This is a genomic window from Streptococcus mitis, assembly GCF_023109105.1.
GTDB classification, from domain to species: Bacteria; Bacillota; Bacilli; order Lactobacillales; family Streptococcaceae; genus Streptococcus; species Streptococcus mitis_BW.
Window position 1 is genome coordinate 210,532 of record NZ_JALDTZ010000001.1, and the last position, 20,233, is coordinate 230,764.

At 40.2% G+C, this 20,233-nt stretch carries 17 protein-coding genes; 4 read left to right on the forward strand and 13 right to left on the reverse strand.

The features are described from left to right. Position 1: 1 nt before the first annotated feature. Together M1F37_RS01090 and gyrA are read right to left on the reverse strand one after the other, a co-directional pair. Positions 2 to 745, reverse strand: a complete 744-nt coding sequence (locus M1F37_RS01090; protein WP_247934376.1) for a class A sortase — start codon at positions 743 to 745, stop codon at positions 2 to 4. After that, a complete protein-coding gene (gene gyrA, locus M1F37_RS01095) occupies positions 745 to 3,213 on the reverse strand; it encodes a DNA gyrase subunit A (RefSeq protein WP_247934377.1) in 2,469 nt (822 codons plus the stop codon). Before gyrA ends, M1F37_RS01090 begins: the two co-directional genes overlap by 1 nt. A 194-nt stretch (positions 3,214 to 3,407) precedes the next feature. Between gyrA and M1F37_RS01100 the strand changes: the two genes are divergently transcribed. Further along, positions 3,408 to 4,394, forward strand: a complete 987-nt coding sequence (locus M1F37_RS01100; protein WP_247934378.1) for an L-lactate dehydrogenase — start codon at positions 3,408 to 3,410, stop codon at positions 4,392 to 4,394. A 284-nt stretch (positions 4,395 to 4,678) separates the two neighbouring features. Here the strand turns inward: M1F37_RS01100 and pyk are convergent, their stop codons facing one another. From pyk to M1F37_RS01115, 3 genes are all read right to left on the reverse strand, one after another. Then, entirely contained in the window at positions 4,679 to 6,184 is a 1,506-nt protein-coding gene (gene pyk, locus M1F37_RS01105) for a pyruvate kinase (protein WP_247934379.1), read from the reverse strand. Positions 6,185 to 6,242: 58 nt separating this feature from the next. Beyond that, the gene (gene pfkA, locus M1F37_RS01110; RefSeq protein WP_247934380.1) at positions 6,243 to 7,250 is read right to left on the reverse strand and encodes a 6-phosphofructokinase; all 1,008 of its coding nucleotides are present in this window, start codon (positions 7,248 to 7,250) and stop codon (positions 6,243 to 6,245) included. Positions 7,251 to 7,332: 82 nt separating this feature from the next. Then, positions 7,333 to 10,434: a DNA polymerase III subunit alpha gene (locus M1F37_RS01115; RefSeq protein WP_247934381.1), complete on the reverse strand. Its 3,102-nt coding sequence runs from the start codon at positions 10,432 to 10,434 to the stop codon at positions 7,333 to 7,335. A gap of 383 nt (positions 10,435 to 10,817) precedes the next feature. Between M1F37_RS01115 and M1F37_RS01120 the strand changes: the two genes are divergently transcribed. The 3 genes from M1F37_RS01120 (at position 10,818) to M1F37_RS01130 (ending at position 14,295) form a co-directional block, all read left to right on the forward strand. Beyond that, positions 10,818 to 13,100, forward strand: coding sequence for a Xaa-Pro dipeptidyl-peptidase (locus M1F37_RS01120; RefSeq protein WP_247934382.1), 2,283 nt, complete (start codon positions 10,818 to 10,820; stop codon positions 13,098 to 13,100). Positions 13,101 to 13,622: 522 nt separating this feature from the next. Beyond that, a complete protein-coding gene (locus M1F37_RS01125; protein WP_247934383.1) occupies positions 13,623 to 14,093 on the forward strand; it encodes an arginine repressor in 471 nt (156 codons plus the stop codon). A gap of 52 nt (positions 14,094 to 14,145) precedes the next feature. Further along, on the forward strand, positions 14,146 to 14,295 hold the full coding sequence (locus tag M1F37_RS01130) for a hypothetical protein (RefSeq protein ID WP_247934384.1): 150 nt from the start codon (positions 14,146 to 14,148) through the stop codon (positions 14,293 to 14,295). Positions 14,296 to 14,339: 44 nt separating this feature from the next. On the opposite strand, the gene M1F37_RS01135 is transcribed toward M1F37_RS01130, so the two are convergent. From M1F37_RS01135 to rpoD, 8 genes are all read right to left on the reverse strand, one after another. Further along, positions 14,340 to 14,498: a hypothetical protein gene (locus tag M1F37_RS01135; RefSeq protein ID WP_247934385.1), complete on the reverse strand. Its 159-nt coding sequence runs from the start codon at positions 14,496 to 14,498 to the stop codon at positions 14,340 to 14,342. A 9-nt stretch (positions 14,499 to 14,507) separates the two neighbouring features. Beyond that, complete coding sequence (obgE, locus tag M1F37_RS01140; RefSeq protein ID WP_247934386.1) at positions 14,508 to 15,818, reverse strand: GTPase ObgE; 1,311 nt, start codon at positions 15,816 to 15,818, stop codon at positions 14,508 to 14,510. A 62-nt stretch (positions 15,819 to 15,880) separates the two neighbouring features. Beyond that, positions 15,881 to 16,015 (reverse strand): DUF4044 domain-containing protein, encoded by a 135-nt coding sequence (locus tag M1F37_RS01145; RefSeq protein ID WP_000863852.1) that lies wholly within the window; start codon positions 16,013 to 16,015, stop codon positions 15,881 to 15,883. Positions 16,016 to 16,073: 58 nt separating this feature from the next. Continuing rightward, a complete protein-coding gene (locus M1F37_RS01150; protein WP_247934450.1) occupies positions 16,074 to 16,250 on the reverse strand; it encodes a PspC domain-containing protein in 177 nt (58 codons plus the stop codon). A gap of 29 nt (positions 16,251 to 16,279) precedes the next feature. Continuing rightward, complete coding sequence (locus M1F37_RS01155) at positions 16,280 to 17,605, reverse strand: glycosyltransferase family 4 protein (RefSeq protein WP_247934387.1); 1,326 nt, start codon at positions 17,603 to 17,605, stop codon at positions 16,280 to 16,282. A gap of 15 nt (positions 17,606 to 17,620) precedes the next feature. Further along, entirely contained in the window at positions 17,621 to 18,664 is a 1,044-nt protein-coding gene (cpoA, locus tag M1F37_RS01160) for a glycosyltransferase family 4 protein (RefSeq protein ID WP_247934388.1), read from the reverse strand. Between the two features lie 114 nt (positions 18,665 to 18,778). After that, a complete protein-coding gene (locus M1F37_RS01165) occupies positions 18,779 to 19,108 on the reverse strand; it encodes a metal-sulfur cluster assembly factor (RefSeq protein WP_000331929.1) in 330 nt (109 codons plus the stop codon). A gap of 13 nt (positions 19,109 to 19,121) precedes the next feature. After that, complete coding sequence (gene rpoD / locus M1F37_RS01170) at positions 19,122 to 20,231, reverse strand: RNA polymerase sigma factor RpoD (RefSeq protein ID WP_247934389.1); 1,110 nt, start codon at positions 20,229 to 20,231, stop codon at positions 19,122 to 19,124. Between the last annotated feature and the right edge of the window lie 2 nt (positions 20,232 to 20,233).

The following is a 20,233-nucleotide window of genomic DNA, read 5'->3' on the forward strand; positions in this document are numbered from 1 at the left end:
ATTAATAGCGCTGTTTGTATGGTTGATTGAAAGCTGTTAGAATTTCTTCAGGGGTTTGTGAATAATCTTTTTCTTCTTTTAAGTCACCTTTAACGATAATCCGCTCTGTCGCATCATAGTCCACACAAGTTACAAGTGTGATCTCATCAACACCACTACGGTCATCAATCTCATCCACGCGATCTGGTGTTACATGCTTGACCTCATGAATGACATAGGTATAAACCTTATCCTTATCAGTCAGATAAATTTTCATACCATTTTTAGCATGTGATAAGGGAGAGAATAGCATCTGACTGGCATTTTCTGCTGTAAAAATGTGATGACTAGCTAGTGAATAATTTCCTTTCCCCATCACTTGGTCACGCTTCATTGTACCAGCTCCATAGAAGAGATTGACATTATCAAGACCTTTAAAAATAGGTAAGTTAATTTCTACTTCAGGAATAGCAATCCCACCAATAACTGGTAATTTTTGCGAATTCCATTGTGAGGATAAGACAGCTTCTGATGAAATGGCTTTTACTGAGTCAAAGTCAAAATTACCTTCTGTATCTTGATTTTCTTCCAATTTTTCTTTTGATACCTGGCTAACTTGATACTTGTTAGTATTCCAAACCATGAAAATATCACGAATTTTGGAATTAAAGATTAATGCCAGTGACAAGAGGATTAAGAATCCTGCCAAGACATTGATTAGTAGATTTTTACGATTTGTTTTCTTTTTGTTCTTTTTATGAGACATTATGCTTCACCTTCTATTTCGTTTTCTGTCCCGACTTCTTCTTTTTCTGACGCTGCTACCGTTGTAAAGGTCACAATTTTAGCATCCTGATCCAAGCGCATCACTTTAACTCCCATAGTTGAGCGCCCTGTTTGTGAAATATTGGCAACGTTGGTTCGAATCATGACACCTGTATCAGTGATAATCATCAAATCTTCATCACCTTTAACAGTCAAAAGACCTGATAGAGGACCATTTTTTTCAGCTACATTAGCTGTCTTCATTCCTTTACCACCACGACCTTTTGTTGGATATTCAGTCGCAACTGTGCGCTTACCGTATCCTTTTTCTGTGATGATAAGAACCTCGTCCTGGTCTGTAATCACACTAGCACCAACTACTGTATCTCCTTCACGAAGATTGACACCTTTCACACCAGTAGCGATACGACTCATTCCACGAACGACTGATTGATTAAAGCGAACTGCATAACCAAGCTTGGTACCAATGATAATATCCGTATCTTCTTCCGTCAACAAGACATTAATCAACTCATCTTCATCTTTGAGGTTCAGTGCCTTAAGTCCATTTTGACGAATATTATTAAATTCCTTGACGCTGGTTCTCTTCACAATACCATGACGGGTTGTGAAGAAGAGGTAAGCATCATCACTGCGTTCAGACTCAACATTGATGATGGTTTGAATACTTTCTCCTTCATCCAATTTCAAAAGATTGACAATTGGCAATCCCTTAGCAGTACGGCCATACTCAGGAATTTCATAGCCTTTTAGGCGATAGACACGGCCTTTATTTGTGAAGAAGAGTAAGTGATCATGGGTACTAGTTGACACTAACTCACGAACAAAATCGTCATCCTTAACACCTGTACCTTGAACACCACGACCCCCACGTTTTTGAGCAGTGAATTCTCCTTGGTCCAAACGTTTAATGTAACCCTTGTTAGACAGTGTAATTAAGACATCCGATTCTTCAATCAAATCCTCATCTTCAAGGCTTAAGACTTCACCAACCATCAATTCAGTACGACGTTGGTCGCCAAACTTACGCTTGACTTCGTCCAATTCGTCTTTGATGATTTGAGAAACACGTTCGGGTTTAGCAAGAATATCTGCTAAATCCGCAATCAGAGCCAGGAGATCATCATACTCAGCCTGAATCTTATCGCGTTCCAAACCTGTCAAACGACGAAGACGCATATCAAGGATGGCCTGACTTTGACGTTCAGAAAGCTTAAACTTACTCATCAACTCAGCTTGTGCTTCCGCATCTGTTTCACTAGCACGGATGATACGAATCACTTCGTCGATATGGTCTAGTGCGATTAAGAGACCTTCTAAGATATGAGCACGCGCTTCTGCTTTTTCCTTATCAAAACGAGTACGACGAACAACCACTTCTTTTTGGTGCTCGATATAAGCATCCAAAATCTGACGAAGAGACAAAATCTTCGGTACCCCATTTTGGATTGCTAGCATATTGAAACCAAAGTTGGTTTGCATCTGAGTCATCTTGAAGAGATTATTAAGGATAACATTAGCTGAGGCATCACGCTTGACTTCAATAACAAATCGAACCCCTTCACGGTTTGATTCATCACGTACTGCTGTAATTCCCTCAATACGCTTTTCCTGAACTAAACGAACAATATGCTCATGTACCTTTGTTTTGTTGACCATGTATGGAAATTCTGTTACAACGATGCGCTCACGGCCAGTCTTAGTTTCTTCGATTTCAGTACGAGAACGAAGAACAATCGAACCTTTACCTGTTTCGTAAGCCTTATGGATACCTGATTTCCCCATGACGAGGGCACCAGTTGGGAAATCTGGCCCAGGCAAGACTTCCATTAAATCCTTAGTGGTCACTTCAGGATTGTCCATGACCAACTTCACAGCATCAATAGTTTCACCCAAATTATGAGGTGGAATATTTGTCGCCATACCGACAGCAATACCAGTAGCTCCATTAACTAAAAGATTTGGAAAACGAGCTGGCAAGACCAAGGGTTCACGTTCATTGGCATCATAGTTATCAACGAAATCAACCGTATTTTTATTGATATCACGAAGCATCTCCAGAGCAATCTTGCTCATACGTGCCTCAGTGTAACGCTGGGCGGCAGCACCATCGCCATCCATGGAACCAAAGTTCCCATGGCCATCTACAAGCATGTAACGGTAGCTCCACCATTGAGCCATACGGACCATAGCTTCATAGATAGAGGAATCCCCGTGTGGGTGATATTTACCCATGACATCCCCAGTAATACGAGCAGATTTTTTATGTGGTTTGTCTGGAGTAACACCTAATTCATTCATTCCATAGAGAATCCTACGGTGAACGGGTTTCAAGCCATCTCGAACATCAGGAAGAGCTCGTGCTACGATAACACTCATAGCGTAGTCGATAAAACTTGTCTTCATCTCCTTTGTCAGATTGACATTCACTAAATTTCTATCCTGCATTAATAAATGCCTCATTTCACAATTAGTAATTAAATATATTATACCACAATGTCTGCCATATTTCAGGTATCTAGAACCACTAAAACGTTTACATCAAGAACTGCAAGGCATATCCGTGACAAAGCATTTTAAAAGTGATAAAATTGAAATAACTGGGGAAAACCCTGAATAAAATTAAGGAGATGTTTAGACAAATGACACTAACTAAACAACACAAAAAAGTTATCCTTGTTGGTGATGGTGCTGTAGGTTCATCTTACGCTTTCGCCCTTGTTACTCAAGGAATCGCACAAGAACTTGGTATTATTGAAATTCCTCAATTGTTTGAAAAAGCAGTTGGTGACGCTGAAGACCTTAGCCACGCGCTTGCATTTACTTCACCAAAGAAAATCTACGCTGCTAAGTACGAAGACTGTGCGGACGCTGATCTTGTTGTTATCACTGCTGGTGCTCCTCAAAAACCAGGTGAAACTCGCCTTGACCTTGTAGGTAAAAACCTTGCTATCAACAAATCAATCGTTGAGCAAGTTGTTGCTTCTGGTTTCGATGGTATCTTCCTTGTAGCAGCTAACCCAGTTGACGTCTTAACTTACTCAACTTGGAAATTCTCTGGATTCCCTAAAGAACGCGTTATCGGTTCTGGTACTTCTCTTGACTCAGCTCGTTTCCGTCAAGCCCTTGCTGAAACAATCGGTGTTGACGCTCGTTCAGTCCATGCCTACATCATGGGTGAACACGGTGACTCAGAATTCGCTGTTTGGTCTCACGCTAACGTTGCTGGTGTTAAATTGGAACAATGGTTACAAGCAAACCGTGACTTGAATGAAGCTGACCTTGTTGAACTTTTCATCTCAGTTCGTGACGCAGCTTACTCAATCATCAACAAAAAAGGTGCTACTTACTACGGTATCGCCGTTGCCCTAGCTCGTATCACTCGTGCAATCCTTGATGACGAAAATGCCGTGCTACCACTCTCTGTATTCCAAGAAGGTCAATATGGTGTTGAAAACGTCTTTATCGGTCAACCAGCTATCGTTGGGGCACACGGTATCGTTCGTCCAGTAAATATCCCATTGAACGACGCAGAAACTCAAAAAATGCAAGCATCTGCAAAAGAATTGCAAGCTATCATTGACGAAGCATGGAAAAATCCTGAATTCCAAGCAGCTTCAAAAAATTAATTGTAACTAGGTTCTCATTTAATGAGAACCTTTTTTCTTTTATCATAAAGAATGAAATACTATTTTCCAAAAGATTCCTTATCTCACACCATTTGAATCGTGTTGGATACTCATATGCTAAAACAACACCACAAATATATACTCATGTTACTAAACAAATGAAAACAACCGTTACAGATGTTATAGAAAAGTATTAGTCTTTGCCCCAAAAATGCTCCAAAGCAAACAAAAAAGCCTATCGAGCAAGCTAGAAAGCTTGATACAATAGGCTTTTTAATGTTAGATTAACGTACTGTACGGATACGCATTGTGTTTGTACGTACAGCTTCTCCAACTGGTACACCAGCTACGATAACGATATCGTCACCAGATTGTACAAGACCTGCTTCAACTGCTTTACGTTCAGCAATTTCGAACATATCGTCAGTTGAAGATGGAGCATCTGTCAACATTGGGATAACACCCCAGTTCAACATCAATCCACGTTCTGTCAATTCGTCGAATGTCAATGCTAAGATGTCAGCATTTGGACGGTATTTAGAGATCAAACGTGCAGTGTGACCTGTCTTAGTAAGAGTTACAATCAATTTAATGTCCATTGAGTTAGTAGCATCTTTAACAGCTGAAGCCATTACTTCTGTCTTAGAGTTACGTTCAAATGAATCTGAGTTCAAACGGCCGTATTCATTAAGAAGAGTTTGAGCGTTCTTGTCGATTGTAGCCATTGTAGTTACTGACTCAAGTGGGTATTTACCATTTGCAGACTCACCTGAAAGCATTGTAGCGTCAGTACCGTCGATAACAGCGTTGAATACGTCTGATACTTCTGAACGAGTTGCACGTGGTTTTTCAGTCATTGTTTCAAGCATGTTTGTTGCAGTGATAACAACTTTACCTGCAGCATTGACTTTCTTGATGATCATTTTTTGGTAAACTGGAACCATTTCGTACGGTACTTCGATACCCATGTCACCACGAGCAATCATGATACCATCAGCAGCTTCGATGATTTCATCCAAGTTGTCGATACCTTGTTGGTTTTCAATTTTAGCAAACAATTGAACGTGTCCATTTCCAGTCTCTTTACAGATTGCACGAACTTCTTCAACGTCTTTTGCAGTACGTACAAATGAAATCGCAATAAAGTTGATACCTTGCTCAAGACCAAAGCGGATGTCATCATTATCACGTTCAGCAAGAGCTGGGAAAGGAATTTTAGTGTTAGGGATATTAACACCTTTTTGTTTAGCGATTACACCGTCATTTTCAACTTCAACTTCAAATTCACGAGTAGCATCGTCTTTAGCAAAAATACGAAGACCAAGTTTACCGTCGTCAACCAAGACTTGGTGACCAACTTCAACATCGTCGTAGATATCAAGGGCACCAGCAACGTTCAACGCAATCACATCACGAGTTGATTTGATTCCTTGCTTAGTAGCAACACGGATTTTTTCACCAGTTGTATAAGAGTACTCTTTTGCTTCTCCTTCAAACAATTCAGTACGGATTTCTGGACCTTTTGTATCAAGAAGGAAACCAACTTTTTTACCTGCAAGTTTTTCAGCAAGTTTAACAGTTGCCATACGGTCACCTTGTTCTTGGTGGTCACCGTGTGAGAAGTTGAAACGGAATGTGTTTGCACCAGCTTCAATCAATTTAGCAATGTTTTTAGCTGAAGCTTCAACATCAAGTTTTTCACCCCAGTATCCGTCATCACCGAATTTTTTACCACCACGGATTTCAACCGCAGGACCCAAAGTTGCAACGATTTTTACACGTTTGTTCATGATTTTTGTGACTCCTTTATATAAATGACCTTTTTGGTCTTATTAACAAAATTATAAATTATGACAAGCTCTTATTCAAGTCAGATAGTTCAAGGTCTGCTTTATGAGGATTGTTAACCACAATCTTACCATCTGCAGTGAGGCTAAACAATGCTCCTTCTTCTGCTGTACCAAGAATTGGGTTTTCAACCATTTTCTCATTACGGATACCAACCGCAACACCACCAATACCTTCTTTAAGAAGTTTAACGGCATGCGCACCCATACGTGACGCCAATACACGGTCACGCGCAGTTGGAGAACCACCACGTTGAATATGTCCAAGTTCTGTCACACGAAGGTCGCTTGTATCCCCAGCTTCTTTTAGTTTTTGACCAAATTCAGCTGCTGACATAACACCTTCTGCCAAGACGATGATATTGTGTTTTTTACCACACTCATAACCAGCTTTGATGCTTGCTACGATATCTTCAATCTTGAATCCTTCTTCAGGAATGATGATTTCATCAGCACCAGTAGCGATACCAGCCCAAAGAGCGATATCACCAGCGTTACGTCCCATAACTTCGATTACAAAGGTACGACGGTGACTTGATGATGTATCACGAATTTTATCGATCGCGTCCATAGCAGTCGTAACCGCTGTGTCGAAACCGATTGTGAAGTCAGTACCAACAATATCGTTATCAATTGTACCTGGAAGACCGATAGCTGGGAAGCCATGCTCCGTCAAACGCATAGCGCCGTGGTAAGATCCGTCACCACCGATAACAACTACACCTTCAATTCCGTGTTTTTTCAATTGCTCAATCCCTTTAAGTTGCCCTTCAAGTTGAGCGAACTCTGGGTAACGAGCTGAGTGAAGGAAAGTACCACCACGAGAAATGATGTCTCCTACTGAAGCTGCATCTAGGGGATGAATTTCACCGGCAACCATACCAGCATATCCGTCATAGATACCAAACACTTCCATTCCTTCTGAAATTGCTTGACGAACAACTGCGCGGATGGCAGCGTTCATACCAGGGGCGTCTCCACCACTAGTCAAAACAGCAATACGTTTCATATTGGTTTATGCTCCTTTTTCTTTTAACATTCTTACTGATTATATCACATTTAAATGGAAAATTCTTCTATTTTCCGTAATTTTATCGATAAATCGTTTTCATAGTAATTTTATCCAATTTTGCTTCTAATTCATTGGATTTAGTTACAAAATGGTTGGGAGAAACAATTGTCTTCTGTTCCTCTTCATACCTGATGATGACTGGGATTGGGCCCTTATACTGGTCTAAAATCCTCGAAATTTCTTGATCTGATTCATGATTTTTTACCTGTATCCAAAAACGCTCAGCTACTGCTTCTCTTATTTCTTGTGCAATCATTTGCAGACGGCCATCTCGTGACTGGACTTTCCCTTTGATATAGTAGAAGGCTCCCTCTCTTACTTCCTGCCCAACCTGTCGATATAAATCCGAAAAGAGGGTAACATCCAATTTTTTCTTACTATCATCGACCTGTAAGAAAGCCATATTTTCACCCTTTTTGGTGCGAATGGTTTTAATTTTTTGAATTTCTACCAAGATAATAGAGTGACTATTTTCTGATAAATTTCCGATTGGTGTAATCGGGTAAATAGCCTTACTTGCAATAGCTTGTAGGGGATGTTTACTGACGCCTACTCCTAGAAGCTCTTGTTCCATATAGAATTTTTCTTGTTCTGTCCAATCTTCTGATTCCTGCCAACTATAAATCGTATCACCGAACAAACTTCCTAACTCTTTTACAAATTCAAACAGATTAGCTAAATTATTGAATACTTTTTGACGATTTTTTTCAAATGAATCGAAAAGGCCAACTTTTACCAAAGGTTCTAGCAGAGGAAGTTTCAGATAATTCTCAGGTAATTTAGCTATAAAATCTTCAATGTTAGAATAGGGTCTATTTTCAATAATCCAAAGCGCTAAATCATTGCTGACTCTCTTAATCGATTTCAAACCTAGATAGATGGACTTGTTGGCAATTTTATCGTGATAAGGGATAGTGTTGATAGACAACGGTGCTACTTCAAAACCTGCATCAAGAGCATCTGTTAGGTAATCACTATTAGCTGAGTTCAACATGATCTGATAAAAAATAGCTGGATAATGTGTTTTAAAATAAGCCAACTGAAAAGCCAAGGCTGAGTAGGCATAGGCGTGAGATCGGTTAAAACCATAACCTGCAAACTTCTCCATGACATCAAAGACCTGCTCTGCCTTTTCAGCAGTATGACCAGCCTCTAAGGAGCCTTGAATAAAGGAAGCCCTCATCTCATGCATAGCAGAGGCATCCTTTTTCCCCATAGCTCGACGCAAAATATCGGCCTTTCCGAGACTAAATCCAGCAAAACGCTGAGCAACCTGCATAACCTGTTCCTGATAGAGCATAATGCCATAAGTTGGAGCCAAAATATCTTCTAGAGCTGGATCTAGAACAGTCACTTCTTCCTGCCCATGCTTTCTTGCCACAAAATTATTGATGTAGTCACTAGCACCTGGTCGATTTAGGGAAGTAGTCGCTACGACATCTTCAAAACAGACTGGTTGCACACGCTTGAGCAGGCGAATAGCACCTGGCTGCTCAAATTGAAAGATCCCTTTTGTATTCCCAGAAGCAAATAAAGCCAGCGTTTCTTTATCTTCCAAATCAATTTCTTCTATTTTCAAGTGAATATCTTCTGTTTCAGCAAGCAACTCTTGCATTTTCTGGACAAAGGTCAAATTTCGTAGTCCCAAAAAATCCATCTTCAAAAGTCCACTAGCTTCAACTCCATGAGCATCATACTGAGTCAGTGGAATTTCATCCCCATGCTTCAGAGGGATGTAGTTGGTCAAATCTTGGTCACTAATGACAACACCAGCCGCATGGACAGAGGTTTGTCTGGGATAGCCCTCAATCTTGCAGGCAATTTCAAAAGCTTTTTGGTATTCTAACTTACTATTGATTTGCTGACGAAACTGAAGATTTCCCTCATAGGCTGACTTGAGATTATCACGAAAACTAATTTTCTTAGTAATTGCAGATAATTCATACTCTGGAACACCAAAGCGTTTCAAAACATCACGCAGAGCTTGCTTGGCCCCAAAGGTAGAAAAAGTAACGATTTGAGCCGCATGTTTACTGCCATATTTATTGCCAACATATCTGATAAAATCTGGACGATAAATATCTGGAATATCAATATCAATATCAGGCATAGTATAACGTTCACGATTGAGGAAGCGTTCAAAAATCAGATTCTTCTCCACAGGGTCAATCCCTGTGATGTCCAAGGCATAGGAAACCAAACTACCAACAGCTGAACCCCGTCCCATTCCCATATAGTAGCCATTCGAACGTCCAAAACGCAACAAATCCCAGACAACCAAGAAATAATCATCAAAGCCCATATCATGAATAACAGCCAATTCTTGGTCTAGACGGTCTTGATATTCTTTACCAGTCAACCCCTTCTGAATCAGTCCCGATTCAGCACGCTCTCTCAACTCCTCTACTGCTGGTCTAGCTGGATTAAAGCGAGGCAATTTTAAACTAGTATTCAAGTCATAAGAAATACCTGAAATAAGCTTTTTTAAATTGTCCAAGGCTTGAGGAAAACGTTCTTGGAAAAGTTTCTCTAAAGAACTTGCTGATATAAAGACATCTTGTCTCGACCGCAAGGGAACTTCTCTGAGAGGGAGATTCTCTTTAATCGCTGTTAATACTTGTAAAACTTCTCTATCCCTGCTTTCAAACGCATTGACCCTATAGAGAGGTAAGATAGGATGAGGAAATTCCCTTGCCAGTGTTTCCGGATAAACCCCAATATAGTAATCACAGCCTAGATTGAGCGACTCAAGCTCTTCAAAATGAGGCACAATTACTGCAATATCCTCTAAGTACTGAGCCAGAACTGACCAATTTTTCTCCCCCTGCATCTTAGCTGTCGAGAGCTTCATCAACTGCTGATAGCCCACACTAGATAGAGCTAAAAAGCGCAGATTCACATCCTTATCATCTACAAGAACATTCATTTCGAGCCCTAATAAAGGATGAATGCCATATTTTTTTGTAACCTCTAGAAAGTCGAAAGCACCATAAAGATTGTCAATATCCATCATAGCCAAATGAGTGTAGCCATATTCTTTAGCTACTCTCACATACTTGTCTATCGAAATGACACTCTCCATAAAACTATAGACTGTTTTTGTATCTAGTTGTGCGATCAATTTACACTTCTCCTCTATCATTCTCACTATATTATACCATTTTCAAAAAGAGAAAGACAAACGCAGTGACTCCTGTCTATATTTTATCTTTATCTTTAAAGTAAGATTTTTTTAATAAAAAAGTAAAAATACATTTAAAGAATCAAATGCTCTGGTAATTTTTTACTTTTTTATCCCAAGAAGTGAATATATCTTTTAAAAGAGAAGGATATATTCGGTTAACTTATTCTCTATAATAATTTGTTTTAAGCTATAGAGTCGTACCTGTTTCTCATATAAATAATATTCATTATTATTGAATTAATTTCTTTCTTATTTAATGATTCCCTTTAGCCTATTTTTTTGATATAATAACCTTAATTATTGTTTTATAAGGAGGTTATATGCGTTTTAATCAATTCAGTTATTTAGCGCTACAAAGAGATACAATTATCTTTGAATTAAAAAAGTATGGATTTGATTTAGCAGTCAACATTACAAATAAAAAAATGCTTGAAGCGTTTCTCATTCGTTTCTTTTTTAATTATAAGGATAGTACCTATCCTCTATCTAGTTTAGCAGTTGATAAAGAAACTGATTTACTGACATTTTTTCAGTCAGAAAAGGATTTAACTGCAGATATTTTTTATACTGTTGCTTTTCAACTTTTAGGCTTTTCTTACTTGGTTGACTTTGAAGACAGTGATGTTTTTCGTAAAGAGACTGGATTTCCTATTGTATACGGTGACTTGATTGAAAATCTCTATCAGTTACTCAATACTCGCACCAAAAAGGGGAATCTCCTGATTGATCAACTGGTAAGTGACGGTCTTATTCCTGAGGAGAATACCTACCACTACTTTAACGGCAAGAGCTTGGCTACTTTTTCCAGCCATGATGTCATTCGTGAAGTCGTTTACGTTGAATCTCGTGTCGATACTGACCAAAAAGGGCTCCCAGACTTAGTCAAGGTCAGCATTATTCGTCCTCGTTATGACGGACAAATCCCTGCTATCATGACTGCAAGTCCCTATCATCAGGGAACAAATGACAAGGCTAGTGACAAGGCTCTCTACAAGATGGAGGACGAACTTGAAGTCAAACCTCCTCACAAGATTGAGCTAGAAGAACTTCAACTAAATCTCATTCAACCCCAAAGTCAAGCTGAGCTTGTGTCAGAAGCTGAGGAAAAGTTAACGCACATCAACGCTAGCTATAGTCTCAACGATTACTTCCTTCCACGAGGATTTGCCAATCTTTATGTCTCAGGTGTTGGCACCAAAGACTCCACAGGTTTCATGACTAATGGGGACTACCAGCAAATCGAGGCTTATAAAAATGTCATCGATTGGCTCAACGGTCGTTGCCGTGCCTTTACTGACCACACGCGCCAGCGTCAAGTCAAGGCTGATTGGTCAAACGGAAAAGTAGCTACAACTGGACTGTCCTATCTAGGTACCATGTCCAATGGTTTAGCGACTACAGGTGTCGATGGTTTAGAAGTTATCATTGCCGAGGCTGGCATTTCATCTTGGTACAACTACTATCGTGAAAACGGTCTGGTAACTAGCCCAGGCGGTTATCCAGGAGAGGACTTTGACTCCCTTGCTGAACTGACCTACTCTCGTAATCTATTAGCTGGCGACTATATTCGTGGAAATGAGGCTCACCAAGCTGACTTAGAAAAAGTAAAAGAGCAACTGGATCGCAAATCTGGCGACTACAATCAGTTTTGGCATGACCGCAATTATCTGCTCAATGCCCATAAGGTAAAGGCAGAGGTTGTCTTCACCCATGGTTCTCAGGATTGGAATGTCAAGCCACTTCATGTTTACCAGATGTTCCACGCTCTTCCAGCTCATATCAATAAGCATCTCTTTTTCCATAATGGTGCACATGTGTATATGAACAACTGGCAGTCCATTGACTTCCGTGAATCTATGAATGCCTTATTGACTAAGAAATTATTGGGTCAAGATACAGATTTCCAACTTCCTACTGTCATCTGGCAGGACAATACCACTCCTCAGACTTGGCTATCACTTGATAACTTTAGTGAGCAAGAAAACTTTGAAACCTTCTCACTCGGTCAAGAAGAGCAAGTTATTCAAAACCAGTACTCAGATAAGGATTTTGAGCGCTATGGTAAAACATACCAGACCTTCAATACAGAACTCTATCAAGGGAAAGCCAATCAAATTACCATTGACCTTCCTGTGACCAAGAACGTTCACTTAAACGGTCGCGCTCAGCTCAATCTTCGTATCAAATCCAGTACAAACAAGGGGCTCTTATCTGCCCAACTGCTAGAATTTGGACAAAAGAAATACCTACAATCTTATCCAGCTGTTTTAAGTGCTAGAACCATTGACAACGGTCGCTATCACATGTTGGAAAATCTCTGTGAATTGCCATTTAGACCAGATGCTCAACGAGTCGTGACAAAAGGCTACCTTAATTTGCAAAATAGAAATGATTTACTGTTAGTAGAGGATATTACTGCAGATGAATGGATGGATATCCAGTTTGAACTGCAACCAACTATTTATAAGTTAAAAGAAGGAGACACTCTCCGTTTAGTCCTCTATACTACTGACTTTGAAATCACCATACGTGACAATACCGCTTACCAGCTGACTGTCGATCTTGAACAGTCTACTCTTATCCTACCTTGTCAAAAGGTATAAGGAACCAAACTTTCAATATAGAAGGATTCTAAGGAAAAGTCAATCACATGAGCTTTTACCTTCCTATAATCCATGATTTCCATTTGAACAGTCAAACTAAACATAAACTTCGTATCAAATTCAATCCCAGGATGTACTTAGAATAAATCTACAGATGGAGTTTGGAGAGAAGATACTAACAACCCTAACCAACATGTGTAACCCTCTAAACTACACGCTACCCTCCACATGTTGGACAATCTCTGTGAATTGCCCTTTAGCGTAAATTCACAACAAGCCGTGACATAAGGCTACCCTAATTGAATGATTTACTGTCATTAAAGAACATCAATGTAGAAGAACGGATAGATATCCCATTCATCTACACTCAACTAGTGACAAGTTAGACGAAGGAGATTTTCTCCATATAGTTCTTTATACTACTGACTTTGAAATCATCATACGTGACAATACCGCTTACCACCCGACTGACATCTTCGTTCAGTCCATGCTTTCTGTACCTAGTACAAGGAGTAATATTTTATGAATAAATCTGAACACCGACACCAACTCATACGAGCTCTTGTAACGAAAAACAAGATTCATACTCAAGCTGAGCTACAAGCTCTTCTTGCCGATAATGATATTCAAGTTACACAAGCAACTCTTTCAAGAGATATTAAAAGTATGAACCTCTCAAAAGTACGAGAAGAAGACAACTCTTACTACGTGCTCAATACAGGTTCCATCTCAAAATGGGAAAAACGTCTTGAAATCTACATGGAAGATGCTCTCGTCTTGATGCGCCCAGTTCAGAACCAAGTCCTACTCAAAACCCTTCCTGGACTGGCTCAATCCTTTGGTTCTATCATTGATGCCTTGAGCTTCCCTGACGCTATCGCTACCCTCTGTGGTGACGATGTCTGTCTTGTCATCTGTGAAGATGCAGAAGCTGCCCAAAAATGCTTTGAAGAACTGAAAAAATTCGCCCCACCATTTTTCTTTGAAGAATAACAAAATTCCGTGTCTCATGTGGCACGGAATCTTTTTATCTATTTTATACTCAATGAAAATCAAAGAGCAAACTAGGAAACTAGCCTCAGGTTGCTCAAAACAGTGTTTTGAGGTTGTGGATAGAACTGACGGAGTCAGCTCAAAGCACTGCTTTGAGGTTGTAGATAAGACTGACGGAGTCAGTCACATATATAATATATAATCCAAGGCGACGTTGACGTGGTTTGAAGAGATTTTCGAATAGTATTACTGAGATGGATTATCTTTTTGGGTTCGTGCCAACCTCAAAGCACGATTTGGATTGAGACGATTAAATAGTTCTTCCAATTTCTTTTCATTCCAAACGTCTGCGGCAGAAACAAAATTGCCATCCGCATCTCGGAAAGATATCGGTTTATCTCCCATACCAGTCTCCTAGTCTACAAATTCAAACTCAAATTTACCAATGCGGACCAAGTCACCATCTTTAGCACCACGCGCACGAAGGGCTTCATCAACCCCCATACCACGAAGCTGACGGGCAAATTTCATAACTGATTCGTCACGGTCAAAGTTGGTCATATTAAAGAGTTTCATGAGTTTTTCACCAGAAAGTACCCATGTCGCATCATCATCACGACTAATTTCAAAGGCTTTTTCTTCCTCGTCAAATCCATAGTAAGCTTCTTCTTCCATATCGGATTCGTCGTAGAGTAAGAATTCTGGTGTCTTGTCTAACAATTCAGCTGTTGCATCCAAAAGCGTTGCTAGACCTTGCTTAGTCAAACCAGATATTGGGAAGATAGCTGGTAACTCTTCAAATTCATCGTAGTTTTCAGCTAATTTCTTCTTGAATTCTTCAAGATTTTCCTGACTTTCAGGCATATCCATCTTATTGGCTACAATAATCTGTGGACGCTCCATGAGACGAAGATTGTATGACTCCAACTCCTTATTGATAGCTAGGTAGTCCTCATAAGGATCACGGCTTTCGCTAGCTGACATATCAATGATGTGAAGGATAACGCGAGTACGCTCAATATGGCGAAGGAACTGAGTCCCCAAGCCCACACCTTGACTAGCGCCTTCGATCAAACCAGGGAGGTCTGCCACAGCAAAGGACTCACCTGACTGGGTACGGACCATACCAAGATTAGGAACGATTGTTGTAAAGTGGTAGGCACCAATTTTAGGTTTTGCAGAGGTAATCACACTAAGTAGAGTTGATTTACCAACTGAAGGGAAGCCAACCAAACCAACATCCGCAAGGATTTTAAGTTCTAACTGTAACTCACGCTCCTGACCAGGTTCTCCATTTTCAGAAATCTCTGGAGCAGGATTTTTTGGTGTCGCAAAACGGATATTCCCACGACCACCTCGACCACCGTGAGCAACGATAAACTCTTGACCGTGCTCAATCAAGTCAGTGATGACTTTTCCAGTCTCAGCATCACGCACAGTTGTCCCTTGAGGTACACGAACAATCAAGTCTTCTGCACCACGACCATGCATTCCTTTGGTCATTCCTTTTTCACCAGAATCAGCCTTGAAATGGCGATTGTAGCGGAAATCCATCAAAGTACGTAGTCCTTCGTCTACAACGAAGACCACATTACCTCCACGACCTCCGTCACCACCCCAAGGACCACCATTAGGAACATATTTTTCACGGCGAAAGGCAACCATACCATCGCCACCATTACCAGCCTTGACCTTAATCTTAGCTGTATCTAAAAACATACTCATTTTTTCTTCTCACTTTAAAAAAGGGCTGGGAAATCCCAGTCACAAAATTTCTTAAATCTATTTTATAGATTACTGAGGGCACCGATTGCAGTTGCAAAAATCCCCAAAATACTTGCTACTAACATGATAAGCACGATAAGCAAGGTTAATTTCTCAAACATCGTTTTTTTACGTTTTCCATTATCTCCGAATGCCATTTTTCTCTCCTTCGTTACATTCTATTTTCTATTATCTTAGCATGAATTTAGCTAGTTTTCAATAGTCACTTGCTACAGGCGCAATAATCCATAAAATGATATAGGCTACAATTCCAACTCCGTAACAGCAAGCAAGGACTCCCCATATTACGCGTACGATAGTAGGATCCATATCTAAATAATGGGCCACCCCAGCACAGACACCAGCAATCTTTTGGTCACGACCACTTCTCATTAATTGTTTTTTCATAACTTGTCCTCTTTCTATTCTTCACGGTCTTTCCAATAATCTCTCATGCTGATTAACTGTGTTTTTGAAGCCTTCAGCATCCGTCTAGAGCCTTTTACAGGCACAGCAACGACCTGTTGTGGTAGATACAAAACTGTCTTAAAGATACGATGAGTGACCGTATCCTCTTTAGCTAAATCTTTTTCGAAATTATTAGAAATAATAGCATCCAGATAAAATTCTTGAACCCGTTTTCCAAAGTTCTCGGCTGAAATCTCATATAATTTCGCTGATAAGGCATGCTCATTCATATCTGGTGTTGCAATCAGAGCCTCTAAAATGGCTCCAGCCAAGTCATGTTCTCCATAGTACAAGGTCCCAAACATCTTGTCATTGATGAGATTGTCCAGATAAGGATTTCCGTGAGCAATGACAGGCGTTCCACTGGCTAAGCTTTCCAAGTATGTCAAACCTTGAGTCTCACTTGTTGATGCCGAGATGAAGAAATCTGCAGCCTTATAGTAAAGAGCGGTCTCACTAGGAGCGATCATCCCTGTAAAGACAACGGAGTCTTGAATCTCTAGTTTCTGGGCTTGCTCTTTAAGGTCATCCAGATAAGGGCCATCACCAGCAACTACCAGTTTAACCTTGTCTTCCTCTTTCAGAACTTCTGCAAATGCTGCTAAAACTGCTTGAATATTTTTTTCATAGGAAATTCTGGAAAGACTCAGCAACATCTGTTCATCATCTTGAATCCCTAATTTACTACGCAGTTCTTTCAAATTTTCCTGCTTGATTTCTGGACGCTCAAACTTAGCTAATTCAATCCCAGTAGGAATGACTCGTTTTTCAACCTTGACCTTATAGTCAGATAGCAAATCACGGACAATCTCACTCGGACAAACAACCCCATCCACGTCATGCAGGAAACCTCTTACTAAGTACTTGACCATACTAGGACGAATCAACAACCCCTTGGCAATATAATGCACATAGTCTTCATACTGGGTGTGATAGGTATGAATAACTGGAATTTCCAGTTCACGCGCAATCCAAATCCCCAACAAGCCAAGAGAAAATTCTGTCTGAGTATGGATAATATCTAGCTGATACTGTTTGGCAATTTCAAGCGCCTTACTAAAACCTCGGTAGGCAAAGCGACGATCCTTAAAAGCAAAGAAGGGAACACTTGGAATACGAATAATTTGCCAATCTTCGTAGCGATTGACATCCTTATCTGTCGTCGTAAAGATAAAAACAGCATGCCCCTGCTTTTCAAGTTCTGTTTTTAAGGTTCGAATACTGGTCGCAACACCAGAAACCTGAGGAAAATAGGTATCTGTAAATAAACCAATTCGCATAGATTACCTCACTTTTTATTTTCTCCCTAAAGCGGCTTGTTTCTCATAAAAGTCCAACCAGATTTGTAACAGATGCTCTTCAGAATACTCTCGGGAAATATTCTTAGCTTTTTCTTTGAGGTCTTTTAAGGCAGCAGGATTTGCTTGATATTCTAAAATAGCCTCTTTCATCTCTTCTCTATCTGCTGTTGCCCGATAATTTCCCTCTAAAATCACCTTATAGAGATCCAAATCACGCAACATAATAGGAGCTTCGCAACTGGCAGCCTCTAAAATAGTCATCGGAAAAAGCTCATTATAACTAGGCAACAAGAAAAGATCCGCTAAAGCATACAACTCACGCATTCGCTCTGGTGACACAATGCCTGGAAAAATCAAATTTTCAGGTGGATTTTCCATAATTTTCTTATAGCGTTCATAACCATCTGTCATGCCACCAAAAGAGAAACCACCCGCCCAGATAAAGGTAATCTGAGGCAATTCCTCAGCTAAACGGATAAAATCATCAATCCCTTTGCGTTTCTGAACTTGACCAGCACCTACTACGATAAACTGATTGTCACTAACACCAAGTTCTGTTCGCAGTCTCGCAACCTCTTCTTGTGGAAGTGGATGCCATTTTTCCTTGTTGACAAAGTTAGGAATATAGGTCACTTTTTCACGTGGAATACCAGCTGCTACCAAATCCTCAATAAACATAGGATTGACCACCACCAAGTGCTCCATCCGGTTGTAAAAAGAAAATACATAACGTTTGACAATTCCCTTTAAGAAAAATGGAATTTTCAAACTCCCCTCAAGTGTATCAGGTAAGAAATGAACATAGCCAATTTTTCTCCCTGAGCGTTTTTTTTGGAAGGTTGATAAATAATAGGGGAAATCAATCGTATGAAAGTGAGTTACATCTGCCTCGATTGGAAGATTTTCTGTAACAATCAAATGGTCCTTGGCGTCACGCTGAAGAAGACGAACTAGTTCACGGTAGGCACCTGAAACTCCTTGTCCTGCTACTTTCTCACTTGAACTCAACATATTGATGCGTAATTTCTTTTTTTCCATAGCTACTATTATATCATTTTCTTTGAATAAAATCAGCAAAAGAAAGGAGAGACTAGAGGAAAAGAGGGGAAATTTCCTCTGCTTTCCAAGGGTCTCTCACATGTTTTTATATGTTTACTTAATGCCTAGGGCAATGCGTGCATAGCGACTCATTTTTTCAACTGTCCAGGCTGGATACCAAACTAATTTGACCTCAGTATCCGTTACTTCTGGAACCTCTGTCATGGCATCATAAATCTGGTCTGTCAAAAGGTCAGCTAAGGGACAACCCATAGTTGTCAAAGTCATATCAATCTCTGTTTGCCCTGTGTCGCCGTCAAAACGAATCTCATAAATCAAACCAAGATTGACAATATCGATTCCCAACTCAGGGTCGATGACTTCTTCCAAGGCTGTTAAAATCCTTGTTTTTATATTTTCAATTTGCTCTTCTGTATAAGCCATATTTTCCTCACTCCTAGTCTTCAATAAAATCACGAAGCGGTTTGCTGCGACTTGGTTGGCGTAGTTTTCTCAAAGCCTTGGCTTCAATCTGACGAATACGCTCACGGGTTACGTTAAAGACTTTCCCCACATCTTCAAGAGTACGCATTTTTCCATCATCTAACCCAAAACGTAGACGCAGAACATTTTCTTCACGGTCTGTAAGAGTATCCAAGACCTCATCCAACTGCTCACGCAAGACGATACGAGTTGTATAGTCTACTGGATTTTCAATCACTTCATCTTCGATAAAGTCCCCAAGGTGGCTATCATCCTCTTCACCGATAGGAGTTTCAAGGGATACTGGTTCTTGGGCAATCTTCAAGATTTCACGAACCTTGTCAGGGGTCATATCCATACGTTCAGCGATTTGCTCAGGTGTTGGATCTTGACCCAATTCTTGAAGAAGGTTACGCTGTTCACGAACCAATTTATTAATGGTTTCAACCATGTGGACTGGGATACGGATAGTACGAGCTTGATCTGCAATAGCACGAGTGATGGCTTGACGAATCCACCAAGTTGCGTAAGTTGAGAACTTGAACCCTTTAGAATAGTCAAACTTGTCAACTGCCTTCATCAAGCCCATATTTCCTTCTTGAATCAAGTCAAGGAACTGCATACCACGTCCGACATAGCGTTTGGCAATAGAAACAACCAAACGAAGGTTGGCTTCCGCAAGACGTTGTTTGGCTTCGATATCGCCAGCTTCAACTGCTAGTGCCAATTCTTTTTCCTCTTCATTGGTCAAGAGAGGAACGACACCAATCTCTTTCAAGTACATACGGACAGGGTCATTAACCTTAGCCGAAGTTGACCCAATCAAGTCCTCATCACTAAGCTCTGGCTCTTCTTCAGTACTAAGAACACGCGCACTTGGGTTCCCTTCGTTATCCGTAATAGAAATTCCTGCATCCTGAATTCGTTGTAAGAGATCTTCAATCCCATCAGCATCCAAGGTAAAAGGAATAACCAGACTAGTGTTGATATCATCATCTGTTGCTGTCCCTTTTTGTTTATGATTACGGATAAATTCTGCTACTTGTACGTCAAATGTTGTTACTTCTTTTTGTTTTGTTGCCATTA